Source organism: Chryseobacterium sp. RR2-3-20 (genome assembly GCF_017808115.1).
Classification (GTDB): domain Bacteria; phylum Bacteroidota; class Bacteroidia; order Flavobacteriales; family Weeksellaceae; genus Chryseobacterium; species Chryseobacterium oryzae.
This window is the reverse complement of sequence record NZ_JADQBD010000037.1, coordinates 24,117-30,450: the sequence shown is the minus strand read 5'-3', so window position 1 is coordinate 30,450 and position 6,334 is coordinate 24,117. Positions and strand designations below refer to the sequence as shown.

The following is a 6,334-nucleotide window of genomic DNA, read 5'->3' as shown; positions in this document are numbered from 1 at the left end:
GCAATCCAGCAGATTTTCCCACATTCCAACAAAATTTTTACAACAACAACAAAACAATATTAACAAAAAACTCTATTTTTGAATGTGCCTAAATTGGGGCAGATTACAGTTTAATCATCTATATTCTTTAAATATTATTAATTTTGACAATGATGGTAACCCAATATTAACAATAAGTTGTTCACCAAGTGTAAATTATAATAACATAAATCTTAACTTATTAGATGAGAAAGAAAGATTTGTAGCATTATTTTGTGCAATGAATCAAAACGGTAATCTTACCCCTCAATGGTCACATGATATATTTAATTCAAGTATTTTTGGTGTAGAGCCATATAGATCTCAACTTGAAAATTATTTGTTAAATTTTCATGATTGGAATGCTGAAAGTCAAAGTTTCAAAAATGAAGCTGAATCTATTTTTGGTATAAATTGGAAATCAGAAGTTGCGAAAGCGGTATCTTGGAGCGCCTTAGAAAATACAATAGAGTATAGTAATTATATAAATAGTTATTCTAATCAGATACAAAAGAAATTATATATACATGATATAAAAAATAAAATTAAACCCCTTAAAAATACATGTCAATGAAAATACCTAAAGTCATAATTGTTATTTTATTAACTTTTTTCTCTAAATTATCTTCCCAATATAATAAAGAAAATATATTTTTAGAAGTACCCTTGTCTCCTTATTCCAGCAGTTATGACAGTAATGAAAGTTTGGAGATATATAGAATTACAGAACAAGAATGTAATGATAATATTAGTTTTTCAGTTGACGAAAATAAAAAACTAATCAAAAATATAATTATTAAAAGTTATAACCCAAACACTCTTGAAATTGTTTACAATAAAAAAAACAATAATAAGCAAGAGGAAGTTATTGTAAATGGTAACCTAATAAATTATCAGGATTTAGTTAGAACAAATTTAAAGAATATAATTAGTATTCTAAATGAGTATAACAATATTTATATAATTGATAACAAAAAAAATATAAAGAAGGTTACAGTTAAGCTACTAGATTCTTTTTAATTTAAGTAGTTTAAAGGTTTATAATAGTAAGCATTTTTTACTCCTTTATATTAGCTAAAAATACAAAATTGAAACTTTCTCGCAGAAAAAGAACATGAATCTTTCTATAAACAAAAATTTCATCATCTAACTTATCTTCTTTAGCTTTGCCTAAATTTTTTATCCATAGAAATGCAACAGGATTTTTTTAAATATCAGGCGCAAACCACGCAGTTTGCAGCAGGTTTTGAAGTAGAAAAAGCAGAAGGAAGCTATATTTTTGGGAAAGACGGCAGAAAATACCTTGATTTTGTAGCTGGAGTTTCTGCCAATACTTTGGGGCATTCTCATCCAAAGATAGTTAATGCAATCAAAGAACAGGCGGATAAATATCTTCATGTAATGGTTTACGGAGAATACGCTCAGGAAAAACCGGTAGAACTTTGCAGATTATTGGCAGAATCTACGCCAGATCCTTTAGAAATTACCTATTTGGTGAATAGCGGAGCAGAAGCCATCGACGGAAGTTTAAAATTAGCGAAAAGATATACAGGAAGAGAAGAGATTGTTTCATTTAAAAATTCTTATCACGGAAATACGCACGGAGCATTAAGTGTTTCGGGCAACGAATATCATAAAAGAGAATTTCGTCCTTTGTTACCGATGGTTTCTTTCATTGAATTAAATAATGAAAACGATTTCGACAAGATTACCGAAAAAACCGCCTGTGTCATTCTTGAAACCATTCAGGGAGCAGCGGGATTTTTAGTTCCGAATGATGATTATTTATTTAAATTGAAAAAAAGATGTGAAGAAGTTGGCGCACTTTTAATTTTAGATGAAATTCAGCCAGGCTTCGGAAGAACAGGGAAATTATTTTCTTTCGAGCATTTTGGGATCGTTCCGGATATTTTGGTAATGGGAAAAGGAATGGGAGGCGGAGTTCCTATAGGAGCTTTTATGAGTTCCAGAAAAATTATGGAAAGTCTTTCTCATTCACCAAAATTGGGACACATCACTACTTTCGGTGGTAATCCTTTAATTGCAGCTGCATCTCATGCTACTTTAAAAGAAGTTTTAGAAAGTGGATTGATGGATGAGGTTGCCGAGAAAGAAGAGCTTTTCAGAAAACTTTTAGTACATCCGAAAATTAAAAATATTAACGGAAAAGGTTTGATGCTTGCTGTGAATCTCGGAACACCGGATTTTACCCTAAACGTTGCAAAAAAATGTATGGAAAAAGGCTTAATTGTATTCTGGCAATTATACAGAAACGAATATCTTAGAATTTCACCACCGTTAACGCTTTCTAAAAGTGAAATAGAAGAAGGATGTAAAATTATTCTTGATGTTTTGAATGAGAATTAAAATTTTTCTTAAACCCTATAAAAAAGCCTCTCGAACGAAGAGGTTTTTTCATGAAATATGTTAAAATTAACAACAAAAAACTGACTGAAAATAAATAAATAAATTTTTCTGATAAATATCATTCATAAAGCATAAAAATCTATTTACTTTTTTGCGTAATAAAAAAATTAATTTATATATTGCGTGACGTTAAAAATAAAGATATATGGCGAAACACAAAGTCCATTATGAATTTCCAATGCACTGTTTGTCAGAGATTTTGTATGAATATCTTGCAAGTGCAGAAGGTTTGTCAGAATGGTTTGCGGATGAAGTAGTAGAAAAAGGAGATGATTTCTTTTTCAGCTGGAATGGCGGTCCTGCTGAGAAGGCAACATTAATCAGATACAAGCCTGAAAGTTTCGTTCGATTCAGATGGGAAGAAGATGAGGGAACTAAGCATTTTTTTGAAATGACCATTACTATTGATGATATTACAGAAGATTTAGCTTTGAATATTACAGACTTCTGTGAAGAAGGAGATGAAGAAGAAAACGCTTTGTATTGGGAAAATCTTATAGAAAATCTTAGAATAAAACTGGGTGCTGCTTAAAATTGCAGCACGCATAGAATGATAAAACTGATGGACGATTTATCGTTCATTATTTTTTTATAAATATTTATATTTTGAAAAATTTATATTTCACATCAGAAAAGCCTGAAGTTTTTAATCGCGCTTTTCTTTCCGGGGATGCGGTAAAGGTTTCCTTCTTCATCAGAAATTCTAAACTGATTATGGATGAAGAAAGTTATTTTTTCCTTATGGCATCCATGAGAAAAATGAGGCTCAATATTCCTCTTACTTATACTCTTGAGTTTTTTCAGAATCTATTTACTTCAAAAGTAATTCTTGAAAACGGTGTAGAGAATGGGATCATCAATTTGATGGTTTACAGGAATTCAGACGGAATTACATGGTCGAAATCTTCAGTTTCTTATTATTTTGAGGTTACAGAAATTACAGATGTTCTTTCTATCAGTTCAAGGCCGCTGGAGCTGGATTTAATTAAAGAAATTAATGTAAATCACAATCTTCTAAGCAATATAAGAGTTCATTGTCCGGAAAATATTTATGCGGAAATTTATGCTCAGGAAAATGATTTGGATGATGTTATTCTTTTAAATCCAAATAAAAGAATTGCACGTTCTGTGAAGGGAAATCTTCTTTTTTTGGAAGGAGATGTTATCAAGATACCTAAGCAATCTGAAGGAGCATATATTTCTCCGTTGATGGAAAATTTCGTTACCTATCTTCATAAAAACAATTTGGCAGATGTTCAGGAACACGAAATTATTGCTTTTGAATCTCAAAAAGCAGAAGAAATTTTATTGATTTCTGATGAAGAGGGAATTTTTTCGGTTAAAAAAATTAGAAATAAAACATTTGAAAGCAGTCGTTTTTCTGATCTTGTAGAAACTTGGAAAAACAGTTTTCAGTAAAAATTGACAAACCCGGTAAACAACTTATTGTCCTTTACCGGGTTTTATTCTGATGAAAAATCAGAAAATTGTATTGTAAGATTTTAATTTCCTCTGATAAAATCGGATATTTTTTCGGCAATTTCTTTCTGTCCCTCTTCGCTAGACATATACGCTCTGTCTTTTGTATTGCTCATAAATCCTAGCTCTAACAATATTGCAGGAACTTTAGATTCTCTCAATAAATGGAGATTTTGTTCTTTAACAGGGCATTCTCCCAACTTATGCTTAAGTTTTTCAGCCAAATTTTTAGATTGCTCATTTTTCTGAACATAAATTTCAAAACCAGTTTTCTCTGTTTCTTTAGGTGTTTGATTTACGTGTAGAGAAATAACCATTTCGGGATTAAGCTTATTAATTTTTTCTGTTCTTTCGGAAAGACTAGGGTAAGAATCGTCGTCACGAGTCAGGATAACTTCATAATTATCGTTTCTCTCAACAGATTTTTTAATTTGCTTAGCGATATTCAGAACAATATCTTTTTCGTGTATGCCATTGCGGGTAGCTCCCAAATCGTTACCTCCGTGTCCTGCATCTATAACGATGTATTTTTTACTTGTTGGAGAAAAAGAAAGTATTATAGCTGCCAGAAATGATAAAATAAGTAATTGTAAAGCTTTCATATACTAAAGTTTTTGGTTTATCAAAGAACGTGAAAAGTATCTTAAAAATTTAATAAAGAAAGCTAAAAATTTGTTAAATATATGTCGTTGTAGTGTGAAATAATATTAGTTAAGCGAAATATCTTCCGGGGCATTTGCCCACAAAAGAAACTCACCTCCAAGATTTTGCATAATAGACTTCCATAACGTTTGATCGTTTGGAAGCGTGTAATCTAAATTGTAAACATCTACAACCGTCCAAACTTTTCTCTGGATTTCCTGATCTAACTGAGAAGAAGACCAGCCGGAATATCCCGAAAATATTTTAACATCCTGAATGTTTATTTCGTTTTGCAAAACAGCATTAATTACGCTTTCAATATCTTCGGTAAGATAAAATTCGGGGGTAATATCGGTAAACTGTTCCGTAATTTTTTTTCCTTTAATGATAAAGAAAACTTTCTCGTTTTCTACCGGACCTCCATCATATACTTCAACGGGGAAATCGAAAAAGCTTTTGAAACGATCACTCATGGTTGGGTTTTTCTTATTTAAGATTAATCCAAATGCCCCGTTTTCAGAATGTTCAATAACCAACACTACAGACCGGGAAAAAATATCTCCCGAAATATCAGGTGTGGAAATTAATATTTTACCTTTGTAAGAGTAATTCATACTCAAATTTAATAAAAATTATTTATGGAAAACCTTCACGATAAAAGAAAAATCTACCAAAAATCTCAATTAATTGAAAGTGAGATTAAAGCAAATCCTATTGAGCAATTTCGGGACTGGTATATAGATGCATCAGAAAATCCTCTTATTTCTGAAGCAAATGCGATGTCTGTATCTACCGTAGAAGAAGATGGGTGTCCCCGTACAAGAATGGTTTTGCTGAAACAATATACTTACGAAGGTTTTATATTTTACACCAATTATCAAAGTAAAAAGGGAAGAGCGATAGAAAGAACGCACAAAGCTTGTCTTCATTTTTTCTGGCCTTCTTTGGAAAGACAAGTTATTATTAAAGCAGAGATTGAAAGAATTGCAGAAAATTTAAGCGACGGTTATTTTCATTCCAGACCTAAAGGCAGTCAGTTGGGAGCGGTAGTTTCGCCACAAAGTCAGGAAATTCCTGATAGAAATTTTTTGGAAGATAAATTGCTGGTTTTGGAGAAAGATTTTGAAAATTCTGAAGTTCCCAGACCGGCAAACTGGGGCGGATATATTGCTAAACCTTATGAGATAGAATTTTGGCAGGGAAGACCAAACCGGCTTCATGACAGAATTATTTACTCCTTAAAAGATTTAGATTGGGAAATAGCTCGTTTAGCACCATAAAAAGAAAACCTCACCGTTTTACGATGAGGTTTGTTTTTTTATAATCGTGAGATTATTTCTTCTTTTTTCCTGCAACCGGAGCGTTTGCAGTTGCAACAGCAGTAGATAAATCTGCACCTGCCTTGAACTTAGCAACTGTTTTAGCTTCGATATTAATTGGCTTTTTTGTAGCCGGGTTAATACCTTGTCTTGCAGCTCTTTCAGATACAGAGAAAGTACCAAAACCAACTAAGGAAACTTTACCTTCTTTAGTTTTTAAAGTATTGGTTACATTCGTAATGAATGATTCTAATGCAGCTTTTGCAGCTACTTTGGTAATACCGGCATCTTTAGCCATTGCGTCGATTAATTCAGACTTGTTCATAATTTTTAATATTAAAAGTTAGTTAGTTATAAAAGCAAATTTAAAACAATTTTAAAATTGTGCAAATAAATAATGAAAAATTTATTTTTTTTTTCACGTTTGAATAAAATTGGTTAAAAATTGA

General features: G+C 31.6%; 9 protein-coding genes. 6 read left to right on the top strand and 3 right to left on the bottom strand.

Annotated elements, in window-relative coordinates; translation table 11 throughout:
- Positions 1-82 precede the first annotated feature (82 nt).
- From IV513_RS09740 to IV513_RS09720, 5 genes are all read left to right on the top strand, one after another.
- A complete protein-coding gene (locus tag IV513_RS09740; RefSeq protein WP_209390382.1) occupies positions 83-592 on the top strand; it encodes a hypothetical protein in 510 nt (169 codons plus the stop codon).
- Complete coding sequence (locus IV513_RS09735; protein ID WP_209390381.1) at positions 589-1,038, top strand: hypothetical protein; 450 nt, start codon at positions 589-591, stop codon at positions 1,036-1,038. The genes IV513_RS09740 and IV513_RS09735 overlap by 4 nt, the downstream gene beginning before the upstream one ends.
- 171 nt (positions 1,039-1,209) lie before the next feature.
- Positions 1,210-2,385 carry an aspartate aminotransferase family protein gene (locus IV513_RS09730; RefSeq protein WP_209390380.1) on the top strand — a complete coding sequence of 392 codons (1,176 nt, stop codon included), beginning with the start codon at positions 1,210-1,212 and terminating at the stop codon, positions 2,383-2,385.
- A 205-nt stretch (positions 2,386-2,590) separates the two neighbouring features.
- On the top strand, positions 2,591-2,977 hold the full coding sequence (locus IV513_RS09725; RefSeq protein WP_089745767.1) for an START-like domain-containing protein: 387 nt from the start codon (positions 2,591-2,593) through the stop codon (positions 2,975-2,977).
- A 74-nt stretch (positions 2,978-3,051) separates the two neighbouring features.
- Positions 3,052-3,864: an aminotransferase class IV gene (locus IV513_RS09720; RefSeq protein WP_245168916.1), complete on the top strand. Its 813-nt coding sequence runs from the start codon at positions 3,052-3,054 to the stop codon at positions 3,862-3,864.
- An 83-nt stretch (positions 3,865-3,947) separates the two neighbouring features.
- Here the strand turns inward: IV513_RS09720 and IV513_RS09715 are convergent, their stop codons facing one another.
- Both IV513_RS09715 and IV513_RS09710 read right to left on the bottom strand, forming a co-directional pair.
- Positions 3,948-4,526, bottom strand: coding sequence for an N-acetylmuramoyl-L-alanine amidase (locus tag IV513_RS09715; RefSeq protein WP_209390379.1), 579 nt, complete (start codon positions 4,524-4,526; stop codon positions 3,948-3,950).
- A 105-nt stretch (positions 4,527-4,631) separates the two neighbouring features.
- Positions 4,632-5,180, bottom strand: a complete 549-nt coding sequence (locus tag IV513_RS09710; RefSeq protein ID WP_209390378.1) for a YqgE/AlgH family protein — start codon at positions 5,178-5,180, stop codon at positions 4,632-4,634.
- Positions 5,181-5,204: 24 nt separating this feature from the next.
- Here IV513_RS09710 and pdxH point away from each other — a divergent pair, with 24 nt between their 5' ends.
- The gene (gene pdxH / locus IV513_RS09705; protein WP_209390377.1) at positions 5,205-5,846 is read left to right on the top strand and encodes a pyridoxamine 5'-phosphate oxidase; all 642 of its coding nucleotides are present in this window, start codon (positions 5,205-5,207) and stop codon (positions 5,844-5,846) included.
- Between the two features lie 52 nt (positions 5,847-5,898).
- On the opposite strand, the gene IV513_RS09700 is transcribed toward pdxH, so the two are convergent.
- Positions 5,899-6,210 (bottom strand): HU family DNA-binding protein, encoded by a 312-nt coding sequence (locus IV513_RS09700; RefSeq protein WP_209390376.1) that lies wholly within the window; start codon positions 6,208-6,210, stop codon positions 5,899-5,901.
- Positions 6,211-6,334 lie beyond the last annotated feature (124 nt).